The organism is Streptomyces sp. NPDC059900, assembly GCF_050270335.1.
GTDB lineage: Bacteria > Actinomycetota > Actinomycetes > Streptomycetales > Streptomycetaceae > Streptomyces.
In genome coordinates, this window is sequence record NZ_JBNNJZ010000033.1 from 1 (window position 1) to 26,162 (window position 26,162).

Below are 26,162 nucleotides of genomic sequence, written 5' to 3' on the forward strand. Positions count from 1 at the left end.
GTCAAGGCGGGCATCCCCATGAACGTCCCCGCGCTCACCGTCAACAAGGTGTGCCTCTCCGGGCTCGACGCGATCGCGCTCGCCGACCAGCTGATCCGCGCGGGCGAGTTCGACGTCGTCGTCGCCGGCGGCCAGGAGTCGATGACCAACGCGCCGCACCTCCTGCCGAAGTCGCGCGAGGGCTTCAAGTACGGCGCCGTCGAGATGCTCGACTCCATGGCGTACGACGGCCTGACCGACTCCACCGAGAACATCGCCATGGGCGAGTCCACGGAGAAGCACAACACCCGCCTGGGCATCGCGCGCCCCGAGCAGGACGCGATCGCCGCCGCCTCCCACCAGCGGGCCGCGGCCGCGCAGAAGAACGGCATCTTCGAGGCCGAGATCACGCCGGTCGAGATCCCGCAGCGCAAGGGCGACCCGGTCCTGTTCGCCAAGGACGAGGGCATCCGCGGCGAGACGACCGTCGAGTCGCTCGGCAAGCTGCGCCCGGCCTTCACCAAGGACGGCACGATCACGGCGGGCACCTCCTCGCAGATCTCCGACGGTGCGGCGGCGGTCGTGGTGATGTCCAAGGCCAAGGCCGAGGAGCTCGGCCTGGCGTGGATCGCGGAGATCGGGGCGCACGGCAACGTGGCGGGCCCGGACAACTCGCTCCAGTCGCAGCCGTCGAACGCGATCCAGCACGCCCTGAAGAAGGAGGGCCTGGACGTCGCGGACCTCGACCTGATCGAGATCAACGAGGCCTTCGCCGCGGTCGCGGTGCAGTCAATGAAGGACCTCGGGGTGTCCTCGGAAAAGGTGAACGTCAACGGCGGTGCCATCGCCCTCGGCCACCCGATCGGCATGTCCGGCGCGCGCGTCGTCCTGCACCTCGCTCTTGAGCTGAAGCGGCGCGGCGGCGGCGTGGGTGCGGCCGCGCTGTGCGGTGGCGGCGGGCAGGGCGACGCGCTGATCGTGAAGGTGGCCAAGGCCTGACGCGCAGTGCGCGGGTAGACCTTCTTCATCGTTACGTCTACGTCTACGTCTAGGAACGGAGCTGTCTGACATGCAGGACGTCCCCTCCCTGGTGGCACAGGCCCGCGAGGGCAGGCCACGGGCCGTGGCCCGGCTGATCTCACTGGTCGAGGGGGCGTCACCGCAGCTCCGCGAGGTCATGGCGGCGCTGGCGCCGCTGGCGGGGCACGCGTACGTGGTGGGCCTCACGGGGTCGCCCGGTGTCGGTAAGTCGACTTCGACGTCGGCGCTGGTGTCCGCGTACCGGCGGGCGGGCAAGCGGGTCGGCGTTCTCGCCGTGGACCCGTCATCCCCGTTCTCCGGGGGTGCGCTGCTCGGTGACCGGGTCCGGATGTCGGAGCACGCATCCGACCCCGGCGTCTACATCCGCTCGATGGCGACGCGCGGCCACCTCGGCGGCCTCGCGTGGTCGGCGCCGCAGGCGATCCGGGTCCTCGACGCTGCGGGCTGCGACGTGATCCTGGTCGAAACGGTGGGTGTGGGCCAGTCCGAGGTGGAGATCGCCTCGCAGGCGGACACCTCGGTGGTCCTGCTCGCCCCCGGGATGGGCGACGGGATCCAGGCGGCGAAGGCCGGGATCCTGGAGATCGGCGATGTGTACGTCGTGAACAAGGCGGACCGGGACGGCGCGGACGCGACCGCGCGCGAGCTGAACCACATGCTGGGGCTCGGGGAGTCCCGCGCCGCGGGGGACTGGCGGCCGCCCATCGTGAAGACGGTGGCCGCGCGGGGCGAGGGGACCGACGAGGTCGTCGAGGCCCTGGAGAAGCACCGGGCGTGGATGGAGGAGCGGGGGGTCCTCGCGGAGCGCCGGGCGGCGCGGGCCGCGCGGGAGGTCGAGACGATCGCGGTCACGGCCCTGCGGGAGCGGATCGCTGACCTGCACGGCGACGCAAGGCTGTCCGCCCTCGCGGAACGGATCGTCGCGGGGGAGCTTGATCCCTACTCGGCAGCGGATGAACTCGTCGAGAGCCTCACCGCGGGCTGAGGGGGCGGGCCCGGTTGCCCGGGGCCTGTACGGTCCTGCCACTCCGGGCGGGCTGTGCGGCCGGGCGCGGTGCCTTCGCCTGGCCTTGCGGGCGGGCGCGGTGCCTTCGTCGGCTTTGCGGCTGGGCGCCGTTGCTTTGCCTGGTCCTGCGGGCGGATCAGGCGCCGCTTCGCGGCGAATTTCTCCCGCCCACCCACCCGATTACCCCGAGTCATCGGGTGGGTGGGCGGGAAAGACTCCGCCGCGAAGCGGGCGGCTCGGGCAGTTGCAACAGCAAGCGACGCCCGCAGCGACTCCGCAACAGCAAGCAGCCCCCGCAGCGACTCCGCAACGGCAAGCGGCACCCGCAGAGACCCCGCGACAGCAAGCAGCCCTCCCAGAGACCCCCCGACAGCGAGCCGTCCCGCAGGGACATTCCCGCGCGGTAGCGAGCCGCCCCGCAGAGGCCCCCGCGACAGCAAGCAGCCCCGCAGGGTGTCCTGCGGGGCTGCTTGCTGAGGGGTGGGGACGGGGGAGTGATTAGTCGTCGGAGTCGTTGTCGTTGTCGTCGTCCGAGTCGTTGTCGTCCGAGTCCTGGTCGTGGCTGTCGGACTTGTCCGCGGTGACCTTGCCCGACTGCAGGTCGACCTTCCAGTCGGACTCCGCACCCTTGCCGGAGGCCGTCTCCGCCTCCCAGGCCTTGGCCGTGCCGTCGTCGTCCAGGTCCACGGAGGTCACCGTGCCCTTGGCGGCGGCGGCCTTCGCCGCGTCCTCGGCCGAGGTGGACGCACCCTTCAGGGCGGCGGCCACGCGACCCGCGTCGCCGTCCTCGTCCTGCTCGGTGTGCGAGCCCAGAACCTTGCCGGTGCCGGGGTCGACCTGCACGCTGTGCCAGGTGCTGTTCTTGCCGAGCACGTCGACGTCCCAGACCAGACCGCCGTTGTCCTCGTCGTCCAGCTCGGCGGAGACCGCCGTACCGGACTGGCTCGCGAGGGCCGCCTTGATCGCGTCGGCCGCCGTCAGCTTGGCGGCCTTCACCTCGGCGGTGTTCTCCTTGGCGTCGTCCCGGTCATCGTTCCGGTCGTCGTCGTACCGGTCGTCGTCCCGGTCGTTGTCCCGGTCGTTGTCCTTCAGCTGAACGCTCGACTTCTTCGCGGCGGCCGACGACTCGTCGTCGCCGCTGCTGGCGAGCGCTGTCGCGGTGCCGCCCCCGACGAGGGCGAGGGCTGCGACGGTGGCGATGACGATGTTGCGCTTCATGAGGGGTTCCTCCCGAGTCGGTGGCCCGCGGCCGGTGGGCCGCTGCCGTTCGCTTTCGACAAGAACCAATCTGGCTGAACGACCCTGAAGCCAGCCTGAAGCCACCTGAAGGACTCTTCAGGTTCGCTCTGGGACCCTGAACGCATGCGCCTGTTGATCGTGGAGGACGAAAAGCGGCTGGCCCTGTCGCTCGCCAAGGGCCTGACGGCCGAGGGCTACGCCGTGGACGTCGTGCACGACGGCCTCGACGGACTGCACCGGGCGAGCGAGGGCACGTACGACCTGGTCGTCCTCGACATCATGCTGCCCGGCATGAACGGCTACCGCGTCTGCTCCACCCTGCGCGCCGCGGGACACGACGTACCGATCCTGATGCTCACGGCCAAGGACGGGGAGTACGACGAGGCCGAGGGGCTAGACACGGGCGCCGACGACTACCTCACCAAGCCCTTCTCGTACGTCGTTCTCGTGGCCCGCGTGAAGGCGCTCCTGCGCCGCCGCGGCAACGCGGGTCCTTCCCCCGTTCACACCCTCGGCGACCTCACGGTGGACACCGCGGCGCGCCGTGTCTTCCGCGGCGACGGCGACGAGGGCGAGGGCGAGGAAGTGACGCTCACGGCCAAGGAGTTCGCCGTACTCGAGCAACTTCTGCTGCGGGCGGGCGAAGTCGTCTCCAAGGGCGACATCCTCGAACACGTCTGGGACTTCGCCTACGAGGGGGACCCCAACATCGTCGAGGTGTACATCAGCGCCCTGCGGCGCAAGCTCGGGGCGCAGTTGATCAAGACGGTGCGCGGCGCCGGATACCGCCTGGAGACCCCCCGATGAAGCGCTTCTTCAGTTCCGTACGGGCCCGGGCGACCCTGGGTGCGTCACTCGTCGTCGCCGTCGCGCTGGTCGCCGCGGGCGCCGCCGTGCTGCTCTCCCTGCGCGCCAACCTGACCGACCAGGCGAGCGGCCAGGCCGAGTCCGCGGCCCGCGGAGTGGCCTCGCAGCTCGCCGGGAACACCGCCTACGGGGATCTGGACCTGGACGACGAGGAGCATCCGGTGCAGGTCGTCGACGGCAAGGGACGGCTCGTCGCCGCCACCGAGGACCTGGAGAGCATCAGCGGCACGGGCGTCGACGCCGTGCAGCCGGTGAAGCCCGGGCCGGCGGCGTCCACGCCACCCAAGAGCGACGACGACAGCGACGACGACGGCGAGAGCGAGGCCCCCGAGATGGGGGAGGTCTCGGACGACGAGCCGCCCCTTACCTCCGGCTCCGCCACCATCGACGGCGAGAGCGCGGACTACCGCTTCGCCGCGGTCGAGGTCAGCACCGAGACGAAGGGCGAGCTCACCGTCCACGCGGGCGCCTCGCTCGCCGCCCGGCAGAGCGCGGTGTCCACGGCGCTGACGTCCATGCTCATCGGCTTCCCGCTGCTCCTGGCCGTGATCGCCGGGGTGACCTGGCTGGTGACGCGCCGCGCCCTGCGCCCGGTGGACGCGATCCGCTCCGAGATGGCGGCGATCACCGCGTCCGAGGACCTGGCGCGCCGCGTGCCCGAGCCGGACACGCACGACGAGATCGCCCGCCTGGCCACGACCACGAACGAGACGCTCGCCGCGCTGCAGACCTCGGTCGAACGCCAGCGCCGGTTCGTGGCCGACGCCTCGCACGAACTGCGCAGCCCCATCGCCTCCCTGCGCACGCAGCTCGAAGTGGGCGCGGCGCACCCGGAGTTGCTCGACGTCCAGGGAGCGGTCGAGGACACCGTACGACTTCAGGAACTGGCCGCCGACCTGCTCCTGCTCGCCCGCCTGGACGCGGGCGAGAAACCGGGCGGGGGACAGGTGGATCTGGCGGCCCTGGCCCGTGAGGAGCTTTCGCAGCGCACCAGGGACCGCGCCGACGTCCGTACGGACCTGGAGAACGCCGAAGTGGCCGGATCGCGCAGCCAGCTGGCGCGCGTGCTCGGGAATCTGGTGAACAACGCGCAGCGCCACGCGCGCTCGCAGGTCACGGTCACCACCCGCTCCGACGGTGGATGGGCGGTCCTTGAGGTCGCCGACGACGGGGAGGGTGTGCCGAAGGACGAACGCGACCGGATCTTCGAGCGCTTCGTCCGCCTCGACGACGCCCGCACCAGGGATGACGGCGGGGCGGGGCTCGGCCTGGCCATCGCGCGCGACGTCGCCGCGCGCCACGGCGGGACCCTCACGGTCCGGGAGGCTCCCGGCGGGGGAGCGCTCTTCGAGCTCAGGGTCCCGGCCGCCGGCCGGTGAGAGCGGTGCGGGTCAGGGCTTGCCCCGCTGGGCGCGGAGGTGTTCCGCGATCGGGGTCAGGGCCTTGTGGAGTTCGCCGAGGGCCTCGGGCGAGATCAGGTCGACGAAGTGGCGGCGGACGGAGTCCACGTGGTGCGGGGCGACCCGCTGCATGGTCTCCATGCCCTCGTCGGTGAGGACGGTGTAGAGCCCGCGCCGGTCGGACTCGCAGTTCTCCCGGCGGACCAGGCCCGCGTTCTCCATGCGGGTGATCTGATGGGACAGGCGGCTCTTGGACTGCAGCGTGGCGGCCGCGAGGTCGCTCATACGCATCCGCTTCTCTTCCGATTCGGAGAGATGCACGAGGATGTCGTAGTCGTTCATGGTCAGGTTGAACGGCTGGAGGTCTTTCTCGAGCTGATAGGTCAGCATCCTGTTGACCTCCACGTGGGTGCGCCAGGCGCACTGTTCCTCGTTGGTCAGCCACTGCGGGGCCGTCTCGGTCTCCATGGAATCGATTCTACCTAAGAAGTTGAAAGGTGAACGAATGGCGGTGTGTGACGCGCGCCTCTTGCCCCCCTGGTGGCGGAGGGGCACAGACGTTCGCCGTCACACTCTGCAGACTACCGCTCACAGGCCGAAGCGACGCTGGAGGTCCCCCAGTTGTCCGGGAAGGCGCGGTTGCCCCGGCTGCTGACCGCGTTGTCCGGGTTGGCCGTGCTGGCCCGGTGTGCCCTGGCTACCCGGCACCCCCGCCTGCTGCGGCACCGCGCCCGTCGCGTGCTCGGCCATGAGTGCCTCCGAGGACTGCAGGAGCACCGTGCCCGCCCCGACGAACTCGAACTGGTGCTCCTCGCCCGACGTTCCGCCGATCCCGGTCAGTGCCCGCACGCCCCCGATGACTCCGGTCAGATATCCGTGGTCGTAGTGATGGCAGGGCGAGGGGCAGTCGGCCCAGCCCACCAGGGCCTGCGTATCGACCCGGATCGGCGGTTCCATGAAGACCACCGGGCCGTTCGACGCGGCCACGAACTTTCCGGTTCCGATGAGGGTCAGGAAGCCCGGAACGATGGACTGCTTCAGCGCGAGAGTTGGCTGAAAAGCGAGGAGGTTGCCGGAGCGAATGGTCAGGTTGCCGTCTTCGAGATCGTACGAATTCACGTCGAAGGCCCGGTCGGCGAGGAGCATCTTGCCCTGGCCGTCGGCCACGACCCAGTCGCTCGCGTGCAGGGGCGAATGGAAACTCGTGCGCACCAGGCGGTCCAGGCGGCCGTGCCCGATGCCGTTGAACTCGATCGAGCCGTAGTAGGCGATCATCTTGCCCTTCTGCAGGAACCACTGGCTCCCTTTCAGTTCCACGCAGAAGGTGTACGCGTTCACGCTGTCGTCGCTCGGCAGGGTCATCGGGTCGAGGACCGCGGGCGCTCCCGCGGGCATTGAGGGGTTCACAGCTTCTCCTCCGACGCCTGGACGTACACCGCACCGCTCCCGGACAGCTCCAGCTGGAAGGCCTCGCCCGAGCCCCGCCCCACCATGTCGCGCCAGCCGAGCGCCGTGGAGAGTTTGTTGCGCACGTCGCCGTGGTGCGCCACATAGGCCTGCGGGTCGACATGGACCGGGCGCTGCGGGGTGATCGGCACCTCGATGACGCCGCCGTGCGCCATGACGGCGACCGAACCCTGGCCCTTGAGGGTGGTCGTGAAGAGGCCCTGGCCCGTGACCTGGCCCCGGACCATGCCCATGACGCCGCCCTGGGAGCCCATGAACATCGTGCCCTGCTGGAGCGTGCCGTCGAAGGCCAGCAGCCGGTCCGCCTCCACATAGAGGGTGTCCCCGGAGAGGCTGATCACCTGGATGTGGTGGCCGCCGTGCCCGAACAGGACCGTCCCGCTGCCCTCCACGGTCATCAGGGGCGTCGCTTCGTTCGCCACGCGGCGGCCGAGCATGGAGGCAAGGCCGCCCTGGCCGCCCTGGACGTTCGGGGTGAAGGCGACGTCCCCTTTGTAGGCGAGCATGGCGCCGCGCTGGCTGAACAGCCGCTGGCCCGGCAGGACGGTCGCCTCGACCATCTTCGAGTTGATCTCCCGGAAGGGCATGTCAGACGTCCCCCGCGATCGTCGTCCGCTCGCTGGGCTGGACGTAGACAAGGCCCTCGCCCTCGAAGCGGATCTGGAAGGCCTCGCCGCCGCCCTCGCCGAGCAGCGTACGGAAGGTGACGCCCGACTGGAGGTTCTGGCGGAGGTCCCCCTGGTGCGCGACATACGCCCCCGGGTCCACCGTCAGCGGATACTGCCTGCTGACCCGCAGCACCACCGCAGGGCCGTCGGACATGATCGCCGCCTGGCCCGAGCCCTCCACGGTCGTGGTGAACAGGCCGTTGCCCTGCGAGGCGCCGCGGACGCCCGTGAAGTGCGTGCCGGTGCGCAGGCCCGCGTCCGTGCACAGGAGATTGCCGGCCTCGACGAAGAGCTTCTCGCCGTGCAGCGCCACGAGGTTGATCTCGGTCGCCCGGTCGGCGAACCAGCAGGTGCCGTGCCCCTTCACCTCCATCACCGTCATCTGCTCGCCGGTGAGGCGGCGGGTCACCATGCCCCGTACGCCCTCGCCGCCGCCGGTCATCTTCTTGAAGGCCATCTGGCCGTCGTACGCGACCATCGAGCCGTTCTTCGCCTTGACGGCGTCGCCGGACATGTCCACGGCGAGCACCCTGCTGCCTTGCAGTCGGAACGTTGCCACGTATCGACGGTAGCCGTCGGATATGGGGTCGGAACAGGGCATCGGCCCCTGAGCGAACCCCGAGAACACCCCGATGTCACAATGGGGGTCGCTTGTGCGCGCATTCACAAGATCGACAGATCGATGCCGTCGGGCGGCCCCGCCCCTCGCCCCGCCTCCCTCCGAAGGTGATCCGTGGACATCAAGACCGCTTCCGCACTCCGCCGCCTCCGCCTGGTCTCGGCCCCCGAGGCCGTCTCCTTCCTGCTCCTGATCGTCTGCTCGGTGCTCAAGCGGACCACGGAGTTCAATGCCGTCCCGGCGATGGGCATGATCCACGGCGTGCTCTTCATCCTGTACGTGCTCTTCTGGCTCGACGCCTGGAACCGTACGAAGTGGAACGTGAAGACGGCCGCCCTCTACTTCGTCCTCTCCGTCCTGCCGACCGGCGGGTTCTTCGCCGAGCGCAAGCTGAAGCGGGAGGCCGAGGCCGCCGTGATCGCCTCGCGCGCCCGCCGCGAAGGGGTCGTCAGCGCATGATCGTCGCCTTCTCCGTGACCCCGCTCGGCGTCGGCGAGGACGTGGGCGAGTACGTCGCCGACGCGGTCCGCGTCGTCCGTGAGTCGGGCCTGCCCAACCGGACCGACGCGATGTTCACCTCCGTCGAGGGCGAGTGGGACGAGGTGATGGACGTCGTCAAGCGCGCCGTCGCGGCGGTCGAGGCGCGGGCGCCGCGGGTCTCCGTCGTCATGAAGGCGGACATCCGCCCCGGAGTGACGGACGGGATGACGTCGAAGGTCGAGACGGTGGAGCGCCACCTCTCCGCGTAGCCGCCCCGCACCGCGACTCCCGAATCGCGCCCCCGTACACAGGGAAAGCCCCCGCCGGTCACCGACCGGCGGGGGCTTTCTTCTTGATCTGGAACCCGGGCCGCACCGCAACTCCGGCAAACCGCTCAGGGTAAAACCCCTCACACGGACGCATTCGGTTCGACACGCCGACAAAACTCCACTTTTGTATGGATATCGGCTTGTTCTCATCTGAACCTGCCTGAGCCAGATCACCCACGACCTGGAGGCGCTGTGCGGCCGGAGGGCTACGACTACGACACCCACAGCACGCTCGCCGGTCCGCTCACCGAGCCGGACGACGGCGACCGCTATCGGGTGCAGTACAAAAAGCTTCTCTCCAGTGAGCCCCACCGAATACGGGCCGTCATCCTGATGACACTCGCGCCCGTGCTCACCGGCCTCCTGCTCGTGTACCTCGTCTGGCCGACCCACTGGACGGAACGCGAGGGCGGCGACCGCTGGCTCATCGGGCTCGACGTCACGATGCTCGTCGCGATCGGTCTGATCGAGCTCTTCATGCTCGTCAACGTCATCTCGATCGCCCACGCGACGATGGTGGCCAGGGACCCGGTACCGGTCACCCCCGCACCCGGCACCCGCGTCGCCTTCCTCACGACGTACGTACCGGGCAAGGAACCCCTCGGCATGGTCCGCGCCACCCTCGAAGGCGCCATGCGGATACGGCACACCGGCCCTCTCGACGTCTGGCTCCTCGACGAGGGCGACGACGGCGAGGCCAAGGCACTCTGCGCCGAACTCGGCGTACGCCACTTCACCCGCAACGGCGTCCCCGAGTGGAACCGCCCCAAGGGCGTCCACAAGGCCCGCACCAAGCACGGCAACTACAACGCCTGGCTCGCGATGCACGGCGGCGAGTACGACTTCTTCGCCTCCGTGGACACCGACCACGTCCCGCTGCCCAACTTCCTGGAGCGGATGATGGGCTACTTCCGGGACCAGGACGTCGCCTTCGTCGTCGGACCCCAGGTGTACGGGAACTACGACAGCCCCGTCACCAAGGCCGCCGAGTCACAGCAGTTCCTCTTCCACGCCCTGATCCAGCGCGCGGGCAACTGCTACCGCGCACCCATGTTCGTCGGCACCAACAACGTCGTCCGCATCCAGGCGCTGCGCCAGGTCGGCGGCCTGTACGACTCCATCACCGAGGACATGGCGACGGGCTTCGAACTGCACCGCCACAAGAACCCCGCCACCAGGCGCCACTGGCGGTCCGTCTACACCCCGGACGTGCTCGCCGTCGGCGAGGGTCCCGCCTCCTGGACGGACTTCTTCACGCAGCAGATGCGGTGGTCGCGCGGGACGTACGAGACGCTGTTCAAGCAGTTCTGGAAGGCACCGTTCACGATGCCGCCCGGCCGCCTCTTCTCGTACACGATGATGCTCGTCTACTACCCCATGACGGCCGTCAACTGGCTGCTCGGCGTGCTGAGCTGCGTCCTCTTCCTCTGGTTCGGCGCCTCCGGCACCCAGGTCGCCGCATCGGTCTGGCTGATGCTCTACAGCGACGCGGCGGCGCTCCAGATCGGCCTCTACCTCTGGAACCGGCGCCACAACGTCTCCCCGCACGAACCGGAGGGCTCCGGAGGCCTCGCGGGCATGGCGATGTCCGCACTCTCCGCCCCCATCTACGCCAAGTCGCTCGGCGCCGCCCTCGTGCGCCGCCCGTGCCGCTTCGTGGTCACCCCCAAGGGCGGCGACGCGAGCCCGGACCGGGTGCTCACCTTCCGGATCCACCTCTTCTGGGCGGCTGTGCTCTCCAGCTCGCTGGTCGCCTCCTTCGTGCTCGACCACACCCATGCGGCGATGCGTACCTGGGCCGTCCTCGCCTTGGCCATCTCGCTCGCCCCGGTCGCGATCTGGAGCTTCTCGCTGCTCATGGAGCGTCGCGCACGCAAGGCGCGCGGCGAGGTCCGTGAGCGGGCCCGGCAGCTCGGCAGGCAGGACGCGGAAGGCCTGGCGACCGCGGGCGCCGACGGCGAGCCGGAGCCGGCGTTCGCCACCGGTACGACGACAGGAGGTAACTGACCCATGGTGTACCGGCCCTCTCAGCGGACCAAGAAGACTCTCCTCGGCGTCGGCGCGGGCGCGCTGCTCGTAGGACTCAACGCACCGGCGGCGCTCTCCTTCGCCGAGGAGAAGTACCACGCGTACAAGATCGCGCAGCCCGGCTACAAGGCCAAGTTCGGCTCCTGGAAGCAGATCGGGATTCCCGACGAGTTCCGCACCAACGCCATCCACGCCGCGCTCCTGCACACCGGCAAGGTCCTGATCGTCGCGGGCTCCGGGAACGAGCAGAAGAAGTTCGACGCCGGGTCGTTCGACACGATCCTGTGGGACCCGAAGAAGGACACCTTCAAGAAGGTCGCGACCCCGGAGGACTTCTTCTGCTCCGGCCACGCCCAGCTCCCCGACGGCCGCCTCCTGGTGGCGGGCGGCACGGCGCGCTACGAACTCCTCGACGGAGAGGTCAACCGGGCCGGCGGCGGCATGCGCGTCAAGAACGAGAACCCCGACAAGCCCCTCGTCCTGAAGAAGGGCACCCGCTTCCGCTCGCCGTCGGGCGTCGAGTACGTGAGCAAGTTCGACGTGAAGGTCCCCAAGGCCAAGCGGGACTACGAGATCACGTACACCAAGTCCGGTGTGATGAAGCCCTGGAAGACGACGGTCAAGGCGAGCGAGGCACGCGTCTTCGTGGAAGGCGCGAGGGACGGCGAGGAGTTCGTCAACAAGAAGTCCGCGCAGTACGAGATCGAGGGCCTCACCGGCAAGGACGCGGACAACGCCTACGGGATCGCCGAGAAGATCACCATGGACAAGCAGGACTTCCAGGGGATCAAGGCGGCGTACGAGTTCGACCCGAAGGCCGAGAAGTACATCCCCGTGGAGCCCATGGAGAAGGCCCGCTGGTACCCCACGCTCGTCGGCCTGGACGACGGGAAGGTGCTCGCGGTCTCCGGCCTCGATGACGTCGGCATGATCGACCCGGGCGACAACGAGATCTACGACCCGAAGACCAAGAAGTGGACCGACGGCCCCAAGCGCTACTTCCCGACCTACCCCGCGCTCTTCCTCACCAAGGGCGGCAAGCTCTTCTACCCGGCGTCGAACGCGGGCTACGGACCCGCCGACAAGGGCCGTGCCCCCGGCCTCTGGGACCTGAAGACCAACAAGTTCGACAAGATCCCCGGCCTCGTCGACCTCGACCAGACCGAGACGTCCGCGTCCGTCCTGCTGCCCCCGGCACAGGACCAGAAGGTGATGATCCTGGGCGGCGGAGGCGTCGGCGAGTCCGAGAAGTCGACCCCGCGCACGGCCGTGGTGGACCTCAAGGAGAAGAACCCCGCCTTCCGGACCGGGCCCGATCTGCCGCAGGGCACCCGCTACCTCAACAGCGTGATCCTGCCGGACGACTCGGTGTTCACGTCCAACGGCTCCGGGGACTACCGGGGCCGCGGCGGGAGCAACATCCACAAGGCGCAGTTCTACGACCCCAAGAGCAACAGCTTCCGTGCGGCGGCCTCCCCCGAAGTGGGCCGCAACTACCACTCCGAGGCGCTGCTGCTGCCCGACGGACGGGTCGTCACCTTCGGCTCGGACCCGCTCTACGACAACAGCCAGAACACCAAGCTCGGCCACTTCGAGCAGCGCATGGAGGTCTTCACGCCGCCCACGCTGCACAAGGCGGGCGAGGACCGCCCGGTCCTGGGCGAGGGCCCGGAGGAACTCGCGGCGGACGGCCGCGCCACGTTCCGCACCGAGCACCCCGGCAAGATCGCGTCGGCCCGTCTGATGCGCCCCAGCGCGGTGACGCACACGACGGACGTCGAGCAGCGGTCGATCGCCCTCGGGCTCACCAAGGGCAAGGGCGAGGTGACGGTGGACGTGCCCAGGGAGGACACCGCCCTCGTGCCGCCGGGCTGGTACATGCTGTTCGTGACGGACCAGGACGGCTCGTCGTCAGAGGCGAAGTGGATCCACGTGAAGTAGCCGGACCCCTTGAACCGTGCGGTCAGGTTGAACCGTGCGGTCAGGTGGCGGCCTTGGCGTTGCGCGCGAGACCGAGCGCGTAGTCGGGCCACCACTGGCCCGCCGCCGGGCCGCCCCTGCACGGTCCGTCCGAGTCGCCGGGCCGCTTGATCCACAGGGCCGCGTCGAGCAGCGCGTCACCGGTCTTGTCCGTGGGCGGGGTGCCAAGGCCCCGCCCCGGCGGATTGCACCAGGCGTCCTCGCGGTTGCCGGCGAGCGGCCCCTTGCCGTTGCGGCTGGTGTCCATCACAAAGTGCTTGCCGCCGACCGTGCCCGAGAGGCTGCGGCCGTACGCCTTGATGGTCGCGTCGCTCTGGAAGTTCGACACGTTCAGCGAGAAGCCGTCCGCCCGGGCAATCCCGGCCTGCGTGAGCGGCTCGGTGAGCTTGTCCGCCTGGTTGATCCACCCCGGATTGCCCGCGTCCAGATAGACCTTCACGCGGGGCTGCCGCTTGAGCCGCTCGATCGCCTCGGAGAGCAGTGACGTCCGCTCGGCGTGGTACTCGGCGGGGGTGCAGCCGTCCACGATGTGCGCGATGGCGTCCGGCTCCAGGATGACGAGCGCGGACCTGTCGCCGATGGCGCCGGCGAACGTGTCGATCCACTGCCGGTAGAAGTCCGAACTGTGCGCGCCGCCCGCGGAGTGCTGGCCGCAGTCGCGGTGCGGGATGTTGTACGCCACGAGCACGGCGGTGCGGTCGCTCTGCGCGGCGCCGTCGACGGCGGCCTTGATGTCGGGGGCCGGGTCGTCCCCGGCGGGCCACACCGCCATGGGCTGCTCGGAGATCCGCTTCAGCGCGTCGGCGTCCTGCGTGCGGCCCTCCTGCTCCCACTGGCGGACCTGCCGGGCGGCGGCGCTCTCCGGGTCCACCCAGAAGGCGCTCTGCGGGGCCTCCTTGGCGGCGCCGGTGGTGGCGCCCGCCTCTGCGGACGTCCGCTCCTTGCCCTTGGAGCCGGAGTCGGCGGAGCACCCTGCCGTAAGACCGAGGGCCGTGAGAGCCGTGAGTGCGGTGAACGTACGGAGCAGCCGGTGCATCCAGCCCCCTTGGGCGACGGGTGGGCGGCAATCGTTACATAACGGTCCAATCGCCCATGGTTGCGACACCGGGGCCTGACCCGGTCAGCTCTTGACCGGCCCGGACTCCGTCAGCTGCCGCCGCTCGCCAGGGCGATGCCCAGCGGCGTGCGCTCGTAGAGCACCTGGTGCCCGTACCGCCGTGAGACAAGGAGCCCCGCGCCCCGCAAGGCGCCCAGGTGCGCGGAGACCGACGAGGGGGCGAGCCCGAGGCGGTGCGCGAGCGCCGATGTGCCGGCCGGCTCGGCGAGCGCGGCCAGGACGGCGGCCCTGCCCCGCCCCAGGAGCCGTACGAGCGCTTCGGACGTACGGTCGCTCGGCTCGGTCCAGAGTCCCGCGATGCCCCGTGCGGGATAGACCAGGGTCGGCTGCCACGGCGGATCGTGGCCGCCCACCACGTCCGGCCAGGCGAAGACACTGGGCATCAGGACCAGGCCCTGCCCCGCCAGATGCCGCACGTGGTCGTCCCGCCGCGCGACGGTCAGGGTCTCCGCGGCCCAGGTGAACCGCGGATCGAGCTCGGCGACCAGGGCACCCAGGCCCACCTCCGCGAGCCGCCGCGAATGGAAGGCGACGTCCGCCTCCAGGAGCGCGCGCAGCCGGGGCCAGTCCGGCTCGACCAGGGTGTGCCAGGCGGCTTCCATGGCATCGGCGAGCTCCCGCACCGCACGCGCCGGATCGGCGAGCAGCCTTCGCCCCGGCGCGGAATCGGCGGCCCCCGCGGTGCTCGCCAGCGCCCGCTTCAGCTCGTGCCGCGCGGACCCGGGGTCGGCCGCGCGCACGGCCGCGATCTCCTCCTCGAAGGTGGCGGCGGGGCCGATGGGGGGCGGGCCGATGAAGTCCGGGCTGTAGCCGCGCGCCGGCATGAGCAGCCACAGCGCCGCGAGATCGAGCCCGGCACCCGCCCCGCGGATCCGCCGCAGCCACTGCGGGTGGTAGCCGTGCCGGTCGGGCCGCTTCAGGGTGCGTACGGCTTCCTGCGTCTCCCACAGCGGCGACACCGCGAACCGGCACCGCAGGAGATCGTCCGGCCCGAAATGCAACCGGTTCGGCATGCCCCCACCCCCCAATGACCTCCAGGACCCCCATGATTCGCCTGGAACCGAAACTCTAGGGCGAGGGGCACGCACGCGTGCAGGGTGCGGGCATGCCCGAAGAGAACCCCACTACGACCGATCCCGCTGCCGCACCCGCCCCCGTGCCCGCCCCCGAACCCACCGGCTACCTCCGCCTCTTCACGATCCGCGAGTTCCGCGCCGTCTTCCTCGCCCACGCCTTCTCGCTGCTCGGCGTCGTCGTCAGCGAGGTCGCGCTCACCGTGCTCGTCTACGGGCTCACCGGATCACCGCTGCTCAGCGCGCTCACCTTCGCGCTCGGGATGCTGCCCTATCTCGTCGGCGGGACCCTGCTCTCCGGGATCGCCGACCGCTACCCGGCGCGGCGGGTGCTCGTCCTGTGCGACGTGGTGTGTGCCGGGTGCGCGGCCCTCATGGCCGTGCCCGCCACACCCGTCTTCGGGCTGCTCGCGCTGCGGTGCGTCATCGCCGTCGTATCGCCCGTCTTCAACGGAACGCGGATGGCCACCCTCACCGACATCCTCGGCGACGGCGACCTGTTCGTCCTCGGGCGCTCCCTGCTGCGGATCGTCTCGCAGAGCTCCGTGCTCGTCGGATTCGGGCTCGGCGGCGTCCTGCTCACCGTCGTCCCGCCGCGCGGGGCGCTCCTCATCACCGTCTGTACGTTCGCCCTCTCCGCGCTGCTCCTGCGGTGCGGGACGAAGCGCAGGCCCGCGCGCGGAGGGGCGGAAACCGCGCTGATGAAGTACTCGCTCAGCGGCACGAGGCACGTGCTCGGCGACCGGCGGATCAGGGCGCTGCTGCTCCTGCTGTGGGCGCCGCCCATGTTCATGGTCGCCCCGGAGGCACTCGCCGCTCCGTACGCGGACCAGATCGGCGTCGGCGTCGCGGGCGTCGGCCTCCTGATGTGCGCGCTGCCGGTCGGCACGATCGCGGCGGAGCTGTACGCCGGGTCCGCGCTCTCGGCGACCACCCGGGCCCGCATCGCCCTGCCGCTGGCCTCGCTCACGCTCGTGCCGCTCACGGTGTACGCCGTCACGCCGGGACTCCTGTGGGCGATGCTGGCCCTCGCGCTCGCCGGCGCCGGATCCGCGTACACGCTGGGCGTCGACCGGTGGTTCGTCGACGCGGTGCCGCAAGAGCTGCGCGGGCGGGCCATGACCGTGCACACGGCGGGGCTCATGACGATCCAGGGCGTCGGGATGGCGCTCGCCGGGCTCGCGGCGGAGTTCTTCGCGGTGAGCACCGTCGTCACCGGGGCGGGTGTCATCGGCACGGTCTGCTGCCTCGCGCTCGCGGCCGAAGCGCGCGCCACGCGGCGTACGGACCGGAGCGAACCCACCGGTTCACGGGAACAATCGACCGAATTGCGAGACGGGGCTGACCACCATGTGACCGGCGGGTAAGGTCTTTGGCGTGCCGAAGCCGCTCAGCCTTCCCTTCGATCCCATCGCCCGCGCCGACGAGCTCTGGAAGCAGCGCTGGGGATCCGTACCGGCGATGGGCGCGATCACCTCGATCATGCGGGCGCACCAGATCCTGCTCGGCGAGGTCGACGCGGTCGTCAAGCCGTACGGACTGACCTTCGCGCGGTACGAGGCGCTGGTCCTCCTCACGTTCTCGCAGGCGGGGGAGTTGCCGATGTCCAAGATCGGCGAGCGTCTGATGGTCCACCCCACGTCCGTCACCAATACCGTCGACCGCCTGGTCAAGTCCGGCCTCGTCGACAAGCGCCCCAACCCGAACGACGGGCGCGGCACGCTCGCCTCCATCACGGAGAAGGGCCGCGAGGTCGTCGAGTCGGCCACCCGCGAGCTGATGGCCATGGACTTCGGGCTCGGTGTGTACGACGCCGAGGAGTGCGCGGAGATCTTCGCGATGCTGCGGCCCCTGCGGGTGGCGGCGGAGGATTTCGACGAGCAGTAGCGGGCCTGCGCGGGAGTGCCCGACTCCCGTGTTCCGGTCGTGCCGGGGCCGCCCGAAGATCGCGCAAAACGGGCCGATACGCTCGTGGGCATGAAGCGATCCGTGCTGACCCGTTACCGGGTGATGGCCTACGTCACCGCCGTCATGCTGCTCGTGCTGTGCACCTGCATGGTGTTCAAGTACGGCTTCGACAAGGGCGAGGGTCTGACGCTGGTCGTCTCCCAGGTCCACGGCGTGCTCTACATCATCTACCTGATCTTCGCCTTCGACCTGGGTTCCAAGGCGAAGTGGCCGTTCGGGAAGCTGCTCTGGGTGCTCGTCTCGGGCACGATCCCCACGGCCGCGTTCTTCGTCGAGCGCAAGGTCGTGCGTGAGGTCGAGCCGCTGATCACCGACGGCTCCCCGGTCACCGCAAAGGCGTAACCGCACCGCCACGGACAGGTCCGTGGCGGCCAGCCATCGACATTTACTAGGACGTCCTAGTAAATTCGAAGGTATGGACGCTCATGCCATCGAGGAAGGCCGCCGTCGCTGGCAGGCCCGGTACGACACCGCGAAGAAGCGCGACGCGGATTTCACCACGCTCTCCGGCGACCCGGTCGAGCCGGTCTACGGGCCACGCCCCGGCGACGCCTACGAGGGGTTCGAGCGGATCGGATGGCCCGGCGAATACCCCTTCACGCGCGGACTGCACCCCACCGGCTACCGCGGCCGGACCTGGACCATCCGCCAGTTCGCCGGCTTCGGCAACGCCGAGCAGACGAACGAGCGCTACAAGATGATCCTGGCCGCGGGCGGCGGCGGACTCTCCGTGGCCTTCGACATGCCGACCCTGATGGGCCGGGACTCCGACGAGCCGCAGTCCCTCGGCGAGGTCGGGCACTGCGGGGTCGCCATCGACTCGGCCGCCGACATGGAGGTCCTGTTCAAGGACATCCCGCTCGGTGACGTCACGACGTCGATGACGATCTCCGGCCCCGCCGTCCCCGTCTTCTGCATGTATCTCGTCGCGGCCGAGCGCCAGGGCGTCGACCCGGCCGTCCTGAACGGCACGCTCCAGACGGACATCTTCAAGGAGTACATCGCGCAGAAGGAGTGGCTCTTCCAGCCCGAGCCGCACCTGCGCCTCATCGGCGACCTGATGGAGCACTGCGCGCGCGACATCCCCGCGTACAAGCCCCTCTCGGTCTCCGGCTACCACATCCGCGAGGCCGGGGCGACGGCCGCGCAGGAGCTCGCGTACACCCTCGCGGACGGTTTCGGATACGTCGAACTCGGCCTGAGCCGCGGCATGGACGTGGACGTGTTCGCGCCGGGACTCAGCTTCTTCTTCGACGCGCACCTGGACTTCTTCGAGGAGATCGCCAAGTTCCGTGCCGCCCGCCGGATCTGGGCCCGCTGGATGCGCGACGTGTACGGCGCGCAGACCGACAAGGCCCAGTGGCTGCGCTTCCACACGCAGACCGCGGGCGTCTCGCTGACGGCCCAGCAGCCCTACAACAACGTCGTACGGACCGCCGTCGAGGCCCTGTCCGCGGTGCTCGGCGGCACGAACTCCCTGCACACGAACGCCCTCGACGAGACCCTCGCCCTGCCGAGCGAGCAGGCCGCCGAGATCGCGCTGCGCACGCAGCAGGTGCTCATGGAGGAGACGGGCGTCGCCAACGTGGCCGACCCGCTCGGCGGCTCCTGGTACGTCGAGCAGCTCACCGACCGCATCGAGGCCGACGCCGAGAAGATCTTCGAGCAGATCAAGGAGCGGGGGCGCCGGGCCCACCCGGACGGGCAGCACCCGATCGGGCCGATCACCTCGGGCATCCTGCGCGGCATCGAGGACGGCTGGTTCACCGGGGAGATCGCCGAGTCGGCGTTCCAGTACCAGCAGGCCCTGGAGAAGGGCGACAAGCGCGTCGTGGGCGTCAATGTCCACCACGGGTCCGTCACCGGCGACCTGGAGATCCTGCGGGTCTCCCACGAGGTCGAGCGGGAGCAGGTCAAGGTGCTCGGTGCTCGCCGCTCGGCGCGGGACGATGCTCGGGTGCGGGCCTCGCTCGACGCCATGCTTGTCGCTGCGCGGGGCGGTACGAACATGATCGCCCCCATGCTGGAGGCGGTTCGTGCGGAGGCGACCCTCGGGGAGATCGGCGGGGCCCTGCGGGACGAGTGGGGGATCTATACCGAGCCGCCGGGGTTCTAGCTCGGGATTGTGCGGTGTGTGGGGAGCTGCGGGCCGTTGTGGCTGGTCGCGCAGTTCCTCGCGCCCCTGAAAGGGCCCCTGCGGGGCCCTTTCGGAGCCCGGCCGAAATTGATGGGTGTCAGATGCACGGGGCTGGGTAGGCGCCGCCCGTCCAAACGTCCTGCCCCTGGAGTCACCCTGTGTCACCCGTGAGCCTGCCCGGCCCCACTCGTACCGCCGTGATCGCCATCGGAGCCGCCACGCTCACCCTTCTCGGTGCGCTGACGGTGTACGGATCGGGTGAGGTCAGCGCGACTCCGCCCGCGGAGCCCAAGGTCCAGGACACCTTCGACTCGCTCGGCCCCGCGGTGCACGCGGCGAAGCTGTCGAACGGCCGGACGGCGCACTACTCCGACACGGGGAACAAGAAGGGCAAGCCCGTCCTCTTCATAGGCGGCACCGGCACGAGCGCCCGCGCCGCGCACATGACGGACTTCTTCCGCTCGACCCGCGAGGACCTCGGGCTGCGCCTCATCTCCGTCGAGCGCAACGGCTTCGGCGACACGGAGTACGACGAGAAGCTGGGCAAGGCCGACTTCGCCGACGACACCCTCGAAGTCCTCGACAAGCTCGGCGTGGACGACGTGAGCGTGATCGCCATCTCGGGCGGCGGACCCTACGCGGCGGAGCTCGCCGGGCGGGCCCCCGAGCGCATCTCGGCCCTGCACCTGGCGGCGGCCCTGCCGCCCTACGGCACGAAGCCCGAGTACTGCTCGATGTCCGACGACCAGCTCGCCGACACCGTGAAGGACTCCATCAAGGACCCGCGCAAGTGGTGGGCCTTCCCGGACGACAGCCCCGTCAAGTCGATACCGGGCTTCGCCGACACGGCGTACGAGGAAGGCGCGCGGACCTACAACCAGCGCGGCCAGCAGGCCGACCCCGCGCCGCAGGTGCACGAGCAGAAGCTGTACTGCGGGCGGCCGGGACCGGACCTGAAGAAGCTCGACGCCCCCGTGTACCTGTACGGCGGCAAGAAGGACACCACCGTCCCGCCGGCGACCCTCAAGACCTGGCAGGACGCGCTGCCCGGCAAGGCGAAGGTGCGGACGTACGCGGACTCCGGGCACGACGTGCAGTACCGCCACTGGGACCAGATCCTGGTCGACCTGGCCGGACACGGCGACCGCACGGTCATCTGCCGCGGCAAGCACACCCGCGTCCTGCCCGCGGACGAGGCCGACCGTCTCGTCGCCAAGGGCAAGGCCACGCTGGGCAGCTGCGCCTGGAAGAACAACTAGCCCGGCAGCGTCAGCCGGAACAGCGCGCCCCCGCCGGGCGCCCCCTCCGCCGTGAGTTCCGCTCCGTGTGCGTGGGCGATCTGGCGGGCCATCGCGAGGCCGAGGCCCGAGCCCGGCAGGGCGCGGGCCTTCTCGGCGCGGTAGAAGCGGTCGAAGACGTACGGCAGGTCCTCCTCCGCGATGCCGGGGCCGTGGTCGCGGACCGTCAGGGCGGCGGGGGTCAGGGTGATCTCCACGGGCGCGTCCGGCGGGCTGAACTTGGCCGCGTTGTCCAGGAGGTTGGTGACGAGCCGCGAGAGGCGGGCCGGGACGCCGGGAATGCTCGTGCTCCCGGCCTCCGGCGTCGTGTGCAGCGTGAACGGCACCTGCGGCCAGTGACCGCGCGCCGCGTCCACGACGTGGGCGACCAGCGGAGCGAGCCGGACTTCCTCCAGGAGCGGCTGCGGCTCCTCGTCGCGGGCCAGCTCGATCAGGTCGTTGACCATGCCGGTGACCTCGCGGAGCTGGCGGGCCAGGGCGCCGGACGCCCGCTCGCGCTGGGCGTCGGTCAGCCGGTCGGCGCGGGCGAGGAGTTCGGCGTTCGTACGCAGCGCGGTCAGCGGGGTGCGCAGCTCGTGCGAGGCGTCGGCGACCAGGCGGCGGCGCGCGGCGACCGACTCCTCCAGTTCGGCCAGCATCGCGTTGAACGAGGCGGCCAGGCGGGTCACCTCGTCCTCGCGGCCCGGCGGGCCCGGCGGCAGCTCGATGCGGTGGCGGGCGTCCCTGGTAGCCGCGATGCGTTCCGCCGTGGCGGTGAGGCGGGCCACCGGGGCGAGGCCGGTGCGCGAGACCCAGTAGCCGCCGAGCCCCGACAGGAGCACCCCGGCGCCGCCCACCGCGGAAAGCAGCCCCGCGGCCTGCCGCACGCCGCGCTCCGCGATGTCGGCGCGCAGCGCGACCTGTACGGCGTCCCCCTTGCCGTAGTGAGTGGTGTACATCCGGGTCGGCCTGCCGTGCAGCGTGAGGCTCGTGTAGTACGGAGCCGCCTGCCCCTTCGCGACCTCCCTGGTGGAGTGGGCGACCGGGAGCAGATACGGCTTGGCGGGGTCGTCCGCCGGGTCGGCGGGGACGATCTGCGAGCAGGCGGGGGCGCCGAGGTAGCGGCACTCGCCCGTGACGACGCCCGGCTCGTTGTCGAAGTTCCGCTGCTGGGCGATGAGGCTCGCCGACTGGGCGAGGTTCTGGTCGAGCTGCTGGTAGAGCTTGTAGCGGATGACGAGGAACGCGGCCGCGCACACGCCGACCGCGACCAGGGCGACGGCCGCCGCCGCGGCGAGCGCGAGCCGGGTGCGCAGCGGGCGCCTGCGCCGCCACCGGGCGCCGAGCCTGCGCCGGGCGCTCACGGGCTGCCGAGCCGGTAGCCGACGCCGTGCACGGTGTGCACGAGGCGTGGTTCGCCGCCGGCCTCCAGCTTGCGGCGCAGGTAACCGACGTACACGGCAAGGGAGTTGGAGTCAGGACCGAAGTCGCGTCCCCAGACCGACTCCTGGATGAGTTCGCGCGGAAGCACCTGGCCCGCGTTGCGCAGGAGCAGTTCGAGCAGGGTGAACTCGGTGCGGCTGAACTCGACCGTGCGGTGGCCGCGGCGCCCGGTGCGGGTCGACGGGTCGAGGACCAGATCGGCGTACGCGAGGCCGTCGGTGTCGGCGGGGGAGTGCGGTTCGGGCGCCGCGCGGCGCAGGAGGGCGCGGACCCGGGCGACGAGTTCGTCCAGGGCGAAGGGCTTCACCAGGTAGTCGTCGGCGCCCGCGTCGAGGCCGTCGACGCGTTCGCTGACGGAGCCGAGGGCGGTGAGCACGAGGACCGGCGTGCGGTCGCCGAGGGCGCGCATCTGACGGCAGACGGCGAGACCGTCCATGACCGGCATCATCACGTCCAGAACCACGAGGTCCGGCTCCCACCGGGCGATGGCGCCGAGCGCGCGGCTGCCGTCGACGGCGCCGCGCACCAGGTGGCCTTCGATCGTGAGGCCGTCCTCGACCGCCGCGCGGACCTCGGGGTCGTCGTCGACGACGAGGATCTTGGCCGGTGGCGGGCCGCCGCCGGGCACGGGCGGTCCCGGCCTGCTCGTGAAGCTCATGGACCCAAGGTGCCAAACGCGGCTCTTAAAACCCTCTTAGACCTGCTCGTGATGCTCCATTGCCATGCGAACACCCGATATGCGAACTCCCGGGGGAGCGGCACGTACTCCTCGGGCAGGGGCCCGCCCTCCTCTCTCCGTCGTCATCGGCGCGGGCGGCACCGGCGGGCACATCTATCCAGGGCTGGCCCTCGCCGACGCCCTGCGCCGGGCCGTGCCGGGCGCGGTCGTCTCCTTCGTCGGTACGCGGCGGGGGCTTGAGACCCGGCTGATACCGGACGCCGGTTACCGCCTCCACACCGTCGACATGATCCCGTTCGACCCGTCGCTCGGCGCCAAGCGGTTCCTGCTGCCCGCCGCCCTGGTGAAGTCCGGCGCCCAGTGCCGGGCGATCCTGCGCGAGCAGGGTGCGCAGGTCGCCGTCGGGATGGGCGGCTACCCCAGCGCACCCGTCATCGTCGGCGCCCGGATGGCAGGGCTGCCGAGCCTCATCCACGAGTCCAACGCCGTCCCCGGCCGCGCCAACCGTTTCGCGGCCCGCCTCACCCCGAACATCGCCGTCGCCTTCGACCGCAGCCGGGAGCATCTGCCGGGCGGCGAGTACGCGTACACCACCGGGATGCCCATCGCGGCGCCGCTCGCCGCGCTCGACCGGGGCGCGCTGCGGGCCGAGGCACGGCGGGAGTTCGGGGTGCCGGACGAAGCCCGGCTGCTGCTCTTCAACGGCGGCAGCCTCGGCGCGGCCCGGCTCACCGAGGCCGCCGTGGGGCTCGCGGAGCGCTGGCGGCACCGCGGCGACGTACAACTGCTCATCAAGACCGGGCCCGCGGCCCTCGACGAGACGCGGCGGCGGCTTGCGGAGGCGGGCGTGGAGGCGACCGCCCGCGCCGTGCCCTACCTGGACCGGATGGACCTCGCGTACGCCGCGGCCGACCTGGTCGTCTGCCGCGCCGGCTCGGCGACGGTCGCCGAACTCGCCGCCACCGGGGTGCCCGCCGTCCTCGTCCCCTACCCGCACGCCCCCGGCGACCACCAGACCCACAACGCGCGGGTCCTCTCCGACGCTGGCGCGGGGCTGCTGCTTTCCGACGGCGAGACGACCGCCGCGCGGCTCGCGGAACTCGTCGGACCGCTGCTCGCCGACCCGGCGCGGCTCGCCGCGATGAGCGGTGCGGCCGATCCGGGCCCGCATGCCAGGGCCGCGGACCTGCTCGCCGAGCGGGTCATCGAACTCACCCAGCACACACCGCACTTGGAGTACGCATGAGCATCAACGACGCCGCCTTCAGCTGGGCCGGCCGCACCGTCCTCGTCACCGGGGCCGAGGGCTTCATCGGCTCGACGCTCGTCGACCTGCTCCTGGAGCAGGGGGCACAGGTCCGCGCCTTCGTGCACTACAAGCCGTACGCCGAGAAGGGGCACCTCGCGCATCTCCTCGGGGACCCGCGGGTCGAGATGCTCGCGGGCGACGTGCGGGACGCCGGGCGCGTGATGGACGCGGTGGCGGGCTGCGACACGGTCTTCCACCTGGCCGCGCTGATCGGCATCCCGTACTCGTACGACTCACCGGGGGCGTACGTCCAGACGAACGTCGTCGGCACCGAGAACGTCGCGGAGGCGTGCAGGCGGCACTCGGTGCGGCGGCTCGTCCACACGTCCACCAGCGAGGTGTACGGGACGGCGCTGACCGCCCCCATCTCCGAGGAGCACCCGCTCCAGCCGCAGTCCCCGTACTCCGCGTCGAAGATCGGCGCCGACATGATGGCGCTCTCGCACTTCCACGCCTTCGAGCTGCCGGTGACGGTGGTGCGCCCCTTCAACACGTACGGGCCACGGCAGTCCGCCCGTGCGGTGATCCCCACGATCCTCGCCCAACTGCACTCCGGGGCACGGGAGATCAAGCTGGGCTCGCTGACGCCCACCCGGGACTTCACGTACGTGACGGACACCGCGCGCGGCTTCATGGCCCTCGCGGCGTGCGAGGCGGCGCTCGGCCATGCGGTGAACCTCGGTGTGGGCGAGGAGATCTCCGTCGGCGACCTGGCGAAGGCTTTGATCACCGCCTCGGGCCGCGACGCGGAGGTGGTCGTGGACCCGGCCCGCCTGCGCCCCTCGGGCAGCGAGGTCCAGCGGCTCCTGTCCGACAACTCCAGGGCGCGGGAGTGGGCGGGGTGGACTCCGTCGGTTTCCTTGAGCGAGGGGTTGCGGCGGACGTCCGCGTGGGTCGCGGAGAACCTCCATCTGTTCGCCGCCGATCGCTATCAGGTCTGAGGTTCACCTGCGGGCCAGTGGGGCGGATCCTGTCCCGCCGCTTCGCGGCGGATGTCTCCCGCCCACCCACCCGATCACCCCGAGTCATCGGGCGGGTTGGCGGGCAAAAATCCACCGCGAAGCGGGCGGCACAGGACCGGCGGTCGAGGCCCGGGGGCCCGTCACTGCCCCGCAGCCGCCGCCAACCCTCCCAGCAAGAGCAACGTAAAGCGGCGGGCCCAGTCCTCGTCGACCGGTTCCGCGCTGACCAGGGCGCGGTGGACCACCGCGCCCGCGATCACGTCGAAGATGAGGTCGGCCGTGTGTCCCGCGGTGGCGGGGTCCGGTTCCGGGGGGAGCTCACCCCGGTCCTGCGCCCGCTTGCGCCCCGCGAGGACCAACCGCTTCTGGCGGTCCACGATCGACGTACGGATGCGCTCGCGCAGCGGCTCGTCCGACGTCGACTCGGCCACCACCGCCATCAGCGCGGTCTTCGTCTCGGGGCGGCCCAGCAGCGCCGCGAACTGCAGGACCACGCCCTCGATGTCCGCGGCCAGGCTGCCGCGGTCCGGCAGCTCCAGCTCGTCGAACAGCTCGGCGACCGCGTCCACGACCAGCTCGCTCTTGCCCGCCCAGCGCCGGTAGAGCGTCGTCTTGGCCACGCCCGCGCGGGTGGCCACGTCGCCGAGGGTCAGCTTGGACCAGCCGAGCTCGACCAGGGCCTGGCGGGTCGACTCCAGGATCGCGGTGTCCGCCGCCGCGTTGCGGGGGCGGCCGCCGGTGCGGACGGGAGGGGGGATGCGGCTCTGCATCCCGTGACCATACCGGCCAGTACGGAACAGGCCAGAGCTGCGGCGACCGGCGGCGAGTGAGGCAGATCACCGAAGTTCGCGCAGGCCCGCCGCCCACGCGGCACCCCATGGCAGTTACGCTACGACTCGTAGCGAAAGAGATGTGGGCGGGACGAACGGCAAACTCCTCGGCGCCCACGCTCTTTCGCCGAGCGACCACCGCAGCGAAATCTGCGGCGACCACCACAGCGACACCACGGCAACACCACAGCGGCAAGCACCGGCAACAGGGTGGGGACCCTGCGCCGACAACCATCGGTCCTCCTCGGGACCTTGGCGCCACGG

At 70.8% G+C, this 26,162-nt stretch carries 25 protein-coding genes; 15 read left to right on the forward strand and 10 right to left on the reverse strand.

Annotation, left to right across the window (positions count from 1 at the left end; all coding sequences use genetic code 11):
• A partial coding sequence (locus ACQKIP_RS07875) for an acetyl-CoA C-acyltransferase (RefSeq protein WP_427742505.1) occupies positions 1-978 on the forward strand: 978 nt, incomplete at its 5' end.
• Between the two features lie 70 nt (positions 979-1,048).
• Entirely contained in the window at positions 1,049-2,005 is a 957-nt protein-coding gene (gene meaB, locus ACQKIP_RS07880) for a methylmalonyl Co-A mutase-associated GTPase MeaB (RefSeq protein ID WP_365860671.1), read from the forward strand.
• 519 nt (positions 2,006-2,524) lie between these two features.
• Here meaB and ACQKIP_RS07885 read toward each other — a convergent pair.
• Positions 2,525-3,244 (reverse strand): PepSY domain-containing protein, encoded by a 720-nt coding sequence (locus tag ACQKIP_RS07885; RefSeq protein WP_365860673.1) that lies wholly within the window; start codon positions 3,242-3,244, stop codon positions 2,525-2,527.
• A 144-nt stretch (positions 3,245-3,388) separates the two neighbouring features.
• Between ACQKIP_RS07885 and ACQKIP_RS07890 the strand changes: the two genes are divergently transcribed.
• Together ACQKIP_RS07890 and ACQKIP_RS07895 are read left to right on the forward strand one after the other, a co-directional pair.
• The gene (locus ACQKIP_RS07890) at positions 3,389-4,072 is read left to right on the forward strand and encodes a response regulator transcription factor (RefSeq protein WP_365860675.1); all 684 of its coding nucleotides are present in this window, start codon (positions 3,389-3,391) and stop codon (positions 4,070-4,072) included.
• Positions 4,069-5,511, forward strand: coding sequence for a sensor histidine kinase (locus ACQKIP_RS07895; protein WP_365860677.1), 1,443 nt, complete (start codon positions 4,069-4,071; stop codon positions 5,509-5,511). The genes ACQKIP_RS07890 and ACQKIP_RS07895 overlap by 4 nt, the downstream gene beginning before the upstream one ends.
• A gap of 12 nt (positions 5,512-5,523) precedes the next feature.
• On the opposite strand, the gene ACQKIP_RS07900 is transcribed toward ACQKIP_RS07895, so the two are convergent.
• From ACQKIP_RS07900 to ACQKIP_RS07915, 4 genes are all read right to left on the reverse strand, one after another.
• A complete protein-coding gene (locus ACQKIP_RS07900) occupies positions 5,524-6,000 on the reverse strand; it encodes a MarR family winged helix-turn-helix transcriptional regulator (RefSeq protein WP_361833679.1) in 477 nt (158 codons plus the stop codon).
• A 120-nt stretch (positions 6,001-6,120) separates the two neighbouring features.
• A complete protein-coding gene (locus ACQKIP_RS07905) occupies positions 6,121-6,927 on the reverse strand; it encodes an AIM24 family protein (protein WP_365860787.1) in 807 nt (268 codons plus the stop codon).
• An 8-nt stretch (positions 6,928-6,935) separates the two neighbouring features.
• Entirely contained in the window at positions 6,936-7,586 is a 651-nt protein-coding gene (locus tag ACQKIP_RS07910; RefSeq protein WP_365860679.1) for an AIM24 family protein, read from the reverse strand.
• 1 nt (position 7,587) lies between these two features.
• Positions 7,588-8,268: an AIM24 family protein gene (locus tag ACQKIP_RS07915; protein WP_427742511.1), complete on the reverse strand. Its 681-nt coding sequence runs from the start codon at positions 8,266-8,268 to the stop codon at positions 7,588-7,590.
• A gap of 132 nt (positions 8,269-8,400) precedes the next feature.
• On the opposite strand from ACQKIP_RS07915, the gene ACQKIP_RS07920 reads away from it, so the two are divergent.
• The 4 genes from ACQKIP_RS07920 (at position 8,401) to ACQKIP_RS07935 (ending at position 13,064) form a co-directional block, all read left to right on the forward strand.
• Positions 8,401-8,745 carry a DUF3817 domain-containing protein gene (locus ACQKIP_RS07920; protein ID WP_365860683.1) on the forward strand — a complete coding sequence of 115 codons (345 nt, stop codon included), beginning with the start codon at positions 8,401-8,403 and terminating at the stop codon, positions 8,743-8,745.
• Positions 8,742-9,035: an MTH1187 family thiamine-binding protein gene (locus tag ACQKIP_RS07925; protein ID WP_160507269.1), complete on the forward strand. Its 294-nt coding sequence runs from the start codon at positions 8,742-8,744 to the stop codon at positions 9,033-9,035. The genes ACQKIP_RS07920 and ACQKIP_RS07925 overlap by 4 nt, the downstream gene beginning before the upstream one ends.
• Positions 9,036-9,287: 252 nt before the next feature.
• Positions 9,288-11,102 (forward strand): glycosyltransferase family 2 protein, encoded by a 1,815-nt coding sequence (locus ACQKIP_RS07930; protein WP_365860685.1) that lies wholly within the window; start codon positions 9,288-9,290, stop codon positions 11,100-11,102.
• 3 nt (positions 11,103-11,105) lie between these two features.
• A complete protein-coding gene (locus ACQKIP_RS07935) occupies positions 11,106-13,064 on the forward strand; it encodes a kelch motif-containing protein (protein ID WP_365860687.1) in 1,959 nt (652 codons plus the stop codon).
• 40 nt (positions 13,065-13,104) lie between these two features.
• Here the strand turns inward: ACQKIP_RS07935 and ACQKIP_RS07940 are convergent, their stop codons facing one another.
• Both ACQKIP_RS07940 and ACQKIP_RS07945 read right to left on the reverse strand, forming a co-directional pair.
• Positions 13,105-14,139 carry a glycoside hydrolase family 6 protein gene (locus tag ACQKIP_RS07940; protein ID WP_365860689.1) on the reverse strand — a complete coding sequence of 345 codons (1,035 nt, stop codon included), beginning with the start codon at positions 14,137-14,139 and terminating at the stop codon, positions 13,105-13,107.
• A gap of 110 nt (positions 14,140-14,249) precedes the next feature.
• Entirely contained in the window at positions 14,250-15,233 is a 984-nt protein-coding gene (locus ACQKIP_RS07945; protein ID WP_365860691.1) for an ArsR/SmtB family transcription factor, read from the reverse strand.
• Between the two features lie 92 nt (positions 15,234-15,325).
• Here ACQKIP_RS07945 and ACQKIP_RS07950 point away from each other — a divergent pair, with 92 nt between their 5' ends.
• The 5 genes from ACQKIP_RS07950 (at position 15,326) to ACQKIP_RS07970 (ending at position 20,657) form a co-directional block, all read left to right on the forward strand.
• Positions 15,326-16,660: an MFS transporter gene (locus tag ACQKIP_RS07950; protein ID WP_365860694.1), complete on the forward strand. Its 1,335-nt coding sequence runs from the start codon at positions 15,326-15,328 to the stop codon at positions 16,658-16,660.
• A 10-nt stretch (positions 16,661-16,670) separates the two neighbouring features.
• Positions 16,671-17,180, forward strand: a complete 510-nt coding sequence (locus ACQKIP_RS07955) for a MarR family winged helix-turn-helix transcriptional regulator (protein WP_190081894.1) — start codon at positions 16,671-16,673, stop codon at positions 17,178-17,180.
• A 90-nt stretch (positions 17,181-17,270) separates the two neighbouring features.
• Positions 17,271-17,603: a DUF3817 domain-containing protein gene (locus ACQKIP_RS07960; protein WP_365860696.1), complete on the forward strand. Its 333-nt coding sequence runs from the start codon at positions 17,271-17,273 to the stop codon at positions 17,601-17,603.
• A 73-nt stretch (positions 17,604-17,676) separates the two neighbouring features.
• A complete protein-coding gene (locus ACQKIP_RS07965; RefSeq protein ID WP_365860698.1) occupies positions 17,677-19,377 on the forward strand; it encodes an acyl-CoA mutase large subunit family protein in 1,701 nt (566 codons plus the stop codon).
• 188 nt (positions 19,378-19,565) lie between these two features.
• Entirely contained in the window at positions 19,566-20,657 is a 1,092-nt protein-coding gene (locus ACQKIP_RS07970; RefSeq protein WP_427742520.1) for an alpha/beta fold hydrolase, read from the forward strand.
• Here ACQKIP_RS07970 and ACQKIP_RS07975 read toward each other — a convergent pair.
• Both ACQKIP_RS07975 and ACQKIP_RS07980 read right to left on the reverse strand, forming a co-directional pair.
• On the reverse strand, positions 20,654-22,039 hold the full coding sequence (locus ACQKIP_RS07975) for a sensor histidine kinase (RefSeq protein WP_365860702.1): 1,386 nt from the start codon (positions 22,037-22,039) through the stop codon (positions 20,654-20,656). The two genes, ACQKIP_RS07970 and ACQKIP_RS07975, sit on opposite strands and share 4 nt — an antisense overlap.
• Positions 22,036-22,776: a response regulator transcription factor gene (locus ACQKIP_RS07980; RefSeq protein WP_365860704.1), complete on the reverse strand. Its 741-nt coding sequence runs from the start codon at positions 22,774-22,776 to the stop codon at positions 22,036-22,038. Before ACQKIP_RS07980 ends, ACQKIP_RS07975 begins: the two co-directional genes overlap by 4 nt.
• A 64-nt stretch (positions 22,777-22,840) precedes the next feature.
• On the opposite strand from ACQKIP_RS07980, the gene ACQKIP_RS07985 reads away from it, so the two are divergent.
• A complete protein-coding gene (locus ACQKIP_RS07985) occupies positions 22,841-24,043 on the forward strand; it encodes a UDP-N-acetylglucosamine--N-acetylmuramyl-(pentapeptide) pyrophosphoryl-undecaprenol N-acetylglucosamine transferase (RefSeq protein ID WP_427742523.1) in 1,203 nt (400 codons plus the stop codon).
• Entirely contained in the window at positions 24,040-25,047 is a 1,008-nt protein-coding gene (locus ACQKIP_RS07990) for a GDP-mannose 4,6-dehydratase (RefSeq protein ID WP_365860706.1), read from the forward strand. Before ACQKIP_RS07985 ends, ACQKIP_RS07990 begins: the two co-directional genes overlap by 4 nt.
• 161 nt (positions 25,048-25,208) lie before the next feature.
• On the opposite strand, the gene ACQKIP_RS07995 is transcribed toward ACQKIP_RS07990, so the two are convergent.
• Positions 25,209-25,838 (reverse strand): TetR/AcrR family transcriptional regulator, encoded by a 630-nt coding sequence (locus ACQKIP_RS07995; RefSeq protein ID WP_361386689.1) that lies wholly within the window; start codon positions 25,836-25,838, stop codon positions 25,209-25,211.
• Between the last annotated feature and the right edge of the window lie 324 nt (positions 25,839-26,162).

What these genes read in the sequence shown, in the direction of transcription:
- ACQKIP_RS07890 (WP_365860675.1), top strand. Translation starts at nt 3,389, where the DNA reads ATGCGCCTGTTGATCGTGGAGGACGAAAAGCGGCTGGCCCTGTCGCTC.
- ACQKIP_RS07945 (WP_365860691.1), bottom strand. Translation starts at nt 15,233, where the DNA reads ATGCCGAACCGGTTGCATTTCGGGCCGGACGATCTCCTGCGGTGCCGG.
- ACQKIP_RS07900 (WP_361833679.1), bottom strand. Translation starts at nt 6,000, where the DNA reads ATGGAGACCGAGACGGCCCCGCAGTGGCTGACCAACGAGGAACAGTGC.
- ACQKIP_RS07990 (WP_365860706.1), top strand. Translation starts at nt 24,040, where the DNA reads ATGAGCATCAACGACGCCGCCTTCAGCTGGGCCGGCCGCACCGTCCTC.
- meaB (WP_365860671.1), top strand. Translation starts at nt 1,049, where the DNA reads ATGCAGGACGTCCCCTCCCTGGTGGCACAGGCCCGCGAGGGCAGGCCA.
- ACQKIP_RS07915 (WP_427742511.1), bottom strand. Translation starts at nt 8,268, where the DNA reads ATGCCCTGTTCCGACCCCATATCCGACGGCTACCGTCGATACGTGGCA.
- ACQKIP_RS07940 (WP_365860689.1), bottom strand. Translation starts at nt 14,139, where the DNA reads ATGCACCGGCTGCTCCGTACGTTCACCGCACTCACGGCTCTCACGGCC.
- ACQKIP_RS07995 (WP_361386689.1), bottom strand. Translation starts at nt 25,838, where the DNA reads ATGCAGAGCCGCATCCCCCCTCCCGTCCGCACCGGCGGCCGCCCCCGC.
- ACQKIP_RS07980 (WP_365860704.1), bottom strand. Translation starts at nt 22,776, where the DNA reads ATGAGCTTCACGAGCAGGCCGGGACCGCCCGTGCCCGGCGGCGGCCCG.
- ACQKIP_RS07885 (WP_365860673.1), bottom strand. Translation starts at nt 3,244, where the DNA reads ATGAAGCGCAACATCGTCATCGCCACCGTCGCAGCCCTCGCCCTCGTC.
- ACQKIP_RS07905 (WP_365860787.1), bottom strand. Translation starts at nt 6,927, where the DNA reads ATGCCCGCGGGAGCGCCCGCGGTCCTCGACCCGATGACCCTGCCGAGC.
- ACQKIP_RS07925 (WP_160507269.1), top strand. Translation starts at nt 8,742, where the DNA reads ATGATCGTCGCCTTCTCCGTGACCCCGCTCGGCGTCGGCGAGGACGTG.
- ACQKIP_RS07935 (WP_365860687.1), top strand. Translation starts at nt 11,106, where the DNA reads ATGGTGTACCGGCCCTCTCAGCGGACCAAGAAGACTCTCCTCGGCGTC.
- ACQKIP_RS07985 (WP_427742523.1), top strand. Translation starts at nt 22,841, where the DNA reads ATGCGAACACCCGATATGCGAACTCCCGGGGGAGCGGCACGTACTCCT.
- ACQKIP_RS07950 (WP_365860694.1), top strand. Translation starts at nt 15,326, where the DNA reads ATGCCCGAAGAGAACCCCACTACGACCGATCCCGCTGCCGCACCCGCC.
- ACQKIP_RS07960 (WP_365860696.1), top strand. Translation starts at nt 17,271, where the DNA reads ATGAAGCGATCCGTGCTGACCCGTTACCGGGTGATGGCCTACGTCACC.
- ACQKIP_RS07895 (WP_365860677.1), top strand. Translation starts at nt 4,069, where the DNA reads ATGAAGCGCTTCTTCAGTTCCGTACGGGCCCGGGCGACCCTGGGTGCG.
- ACQKIP_RS07965 (WP_365860698.1), top strand. Translation starts at nt 17,677, where the DNA reads ATGGACGCTCATGCCATCGAGGAAGGCCGCCGTCGCTGGCAGGCCCGG.
- ACQKIP_RS07910 (WP_365860679.1), bottom strand. Translation starts at nt 7,586, where the DNA reads ATGCCCTTCCGGGAGATCAACTCGAAGATGGTCGAGGCGACCGTCCTG.